The following is a 2,690-nucleotide window of genomic DNA, read 5'->3' on the forward strand; positions in this document are numbered from 1 at the left end:
CCCCCTCAACAGGGCCCCCATTCCTCTTATGCGCTGTGCATCGCAACCTTGCTGGGCTGTGGAGACGCCGTGAACACCGACTTTCGCATCGAGCGTGGTGATGATGGCGCAATGACACTGCATCACGAGGGGGGGGCAGGACTTCACTCCCGGCGTGATGACGGATCAGCACGGTGTTCGTGTGGACGTTTCAGCCCAGTCCTGCTGGAGCTGCTACGACTGTGTGATTCATTCGGACGGGTCGTTCGAATGCAATAACTGCTTCCCGTGTGCACGCCCCACCTCGAGCATGTAACTCCGGAAGAGCCTCCGGCATGAGCGCGTCTCGTGCCGGAGGCCGGCCCATCCGCCGCGCCCCCCGCCCCTCTACACTTGCGCGAGCGCGGCATTGCGAAGCAACGGCAGGGCTTCCTTCACCAAGGCCCTGTCAGAAGCGCAGGTGAGGGCTGAGCACCACCGTCGGCCCCGCCCCCGTACAGATGTTGTCATGGGGCCGGGTGTTGATGTCGCAGCTCTGGAAATACCCTGCCAAGGTGAGGCCTAGCGGGCCATGGATTCGGACTTCCAGACCGCCGCCCGCGGCCAGTGCCCGGTGCGAATTGGTGTATCGATAGGGCGCAAACGCGTCCGTTCTGATTTTGGAGGAGGTGCTGCGTCCCACGCGCAGCGCCACCCAGGGCGAGACACGCCGGTCCCGGAAGAAACGGTAGCGTGCCTCTCCGGCAATCCCCCGGAACGCGCCCCACGGGTGCTCCCGGAGTTCGGCTTGCTCGGACATGGCCGAATCCAAGGCCCAGGTGGTTCTGAAATTGCGACCCCACTGCAACGCGAGCCCGAATTCCAAACCCACCGGTGTCGCCACGAGCAGATGGGCGCTCAGGAGATGGCCTCGCGTATTGGCGTTCTTGCCGGCGAAAAGGCCTCCTCCGCCGGAGAGCAGAAGCCCCCACCCTGGCGACGGCCATGGCTCCGCGCTCGCAGCGATAGGAAGCAACAGGCTGAGCAACAGGGCTAACGGCATCCAGCGCGCAGGCATCGATTCAATCCCCCTTGAACACGCACCCCGGCCCGAGTGCGGGGTGAACATACCCCAAGGCGACGCTGGGCGGGCACTGGGACAGCGTGTGCCCAATGTCGATGGCAACGGGTTGCGCCAGTCGGTGGGGATGTCTCCGTCGACAACGCGCCATGCGACTGGACGTCTCAATGCACCGCCCCCGCAATCACTTTCACCCCACCCGGTGTCAGAAATACACCATTGCAGTACGTGAAAATCCCCATACACAGCGCGCGTTCTCAATTCGGGGGCAACTCGCAATGAGGGGGAAGTCATGAAGAAGTTCAATACGTTGGGAGTTGTGGGTCTGCTGTCTCTGGCCGCTGTGGGTTGCGGTGGCGAGTACACGCCGGAGGAAGAGCAGGCGATGCAGCAGCCGGAGCTGGGGGATGTGGAGCAGGCCGCTGAGTCCGCGTATGTCGACGCGGGCCAGACGCGGGACTTCTCTGCGTGGTTGTTTGGCACCACGCCGTTCACCATCGAGAACCCCTCGCCCATTGCAACGCCGTACACCGCCTACTGCGGCGGCAACAGCATCAGTGGCACCGTCCCCGCCAACGGTTCACACGACAACATGAACCTCAACTGCGCGTGGCTCGGTGCGCGGCTGTACGTGCGCAACAATGGCACGTCGGTTGGCGTCCAGAAGCTCCTCGTCCGCACCTGGTAACACGTCGGACCTGGCAGCACCGCCATCCGGATGGCGTCCTCGGGGAACCCTCTGCAGGGGGTTCCCCTTTTCATGGTGCGCGGGCCCTTGACTGAACGTACTTTCAGGCTCACGGTAGGCGTGTGAAGGCACGCCCCATCGACAATCCGCCCAACCCGTGGGCGAGCACCGAGGTGGAGTACCTGGACGAAATCCCACCGTCGAAGCTGGAGGTCCTCGAGGACCACAGCCGGCAGGTGCTGTCGCACAACGACAGCCCGGACGTGGGCTTCGACTGGAGCGTCAATCCGTACCGGGGCTGTCTCCACGCCTGCGCGTACTGCTACGCGCGGCCCACGCACCAGTACCTGGACCTGGGCGCGGGCACCGACTTCGAGACGAAGCTGGTGGTGAAGCCCCGCGCGCCGGAGCTGCTGCGCGAGGCCTTCGAGAAACCGTCCTGGAAGGGCGAGACGGTCGTCTTCAGCGGTGTCACCGACTGCTACCAGCCCCTGGAAGCGTCCCTGCGCCTGACGCGCGGCTGCTCCCTCAAGCAGGTGAGCAGGAGGCGAGCGCGGGGCTTGAGGCAGCGGCCAGGAAGGAGCGGGTGAAGGAGAGGACACCGCGAGTGGACTTTCGCCGAGTTGCTCAGGAGGACGTTCGACTTCGACGTGTTCGGCTGCGTGAGGTGTGGAGGCAGGCTCAAGGGTGTTGGCGTAGGTGAAGGGGGCCCCCGGGGTGCGGGCGATTGTGGAGCACCTGGGCTTGCCCACGGCATGTGCGAGGTTGGCCCCGGCACGAGGGCCACCCCAGGCCGTGTGGTGTTGAGGCTGAAGACAGCCAACAGGCCAAGGCTGCTGCCACGCACCTGATGGGAGCGCGGCCTGGGCAGGCGTGTGCCCCAAGGGGGCTCAAGCGGCCTGTCCACCGGCCGGGAGCATCGCTCGGGCGGCCCCGTCAGCGGCCCTCCTCGGCCCCTCTGCA

The 2,690-nt window shown here is 65.4% G+C and carries 2 protein-coding genes and 1 pseudogene; 2 read left to right on the forward strand and 1 reads right to left on the reverse strand.

The features are described 5' to 3' along the window. Window positions 1-427 precede the first annotated feature (427 nt). Window positions 428-1,036: a hypothetical protein gene (locus F8M74_RS37025; protein WP_141259147.1), complete on the reverse strand. Its 609-nt coding sequence runs from the start codon at window positions 1,034-1,036 to the stop codon at window positions 428-430. A 295-nt stretch (window positions 1,037-1,331) separates the two neighbouring features. Between F8M74_RS37025 and F8M74_RS37030 the strand changes: the two genes are divergently transcribed. Both F8M74_RS37030 and F8M74_RS37035 read left to right on the forward strand, forming a co-directional pair. Next, complete coding sequence (locus F8M74_RS37030) at window positions 1,332-1,727, forward strand: hypothetical protein (protein ID WP_141259146.1); 396 nt, start codon at window positions 1,332-1,334, stop codon at window positions 1,725-1,727. 122 nt (window positions 1,728-1,849) lie between these two features. Beyond that, a pseudogene (locus F8M74_RS37035) lies at window positions 1,850-2,251 on the forward strand (radical SAM protein); the annotation flags it as partial. Between the last annotated feature and the right edge of the window lie 439 nt (window positions 2,252-2,690).

Source organism: Myxococcus sp. CA023 (genome assembly GCF_010998615.1).
Classification (GTDB): Bacteria; Myxococcota; Myxococcia; order Myxococcales; family Myxococcaceae; genus Myxococcus.

Excerpts from the sequence above, each read along its gene's own strand:
- F8M74_RS37025 (WP_141259147.1), bottom strand. The coding sequence starts at position 1,036 with ATGCCTGCGCGCTGGATGCCGTTAGCCCTGTTGCTCAGCCTGTTGCTT.
- F8M74_RS37030 (WP_141259146.1), top strand. The coding sequence starts at position 1,332 with ATGAAGAAGTTCAATACGTTGGGAGTTGTGGGTCTGCTGTCTCTGGCC.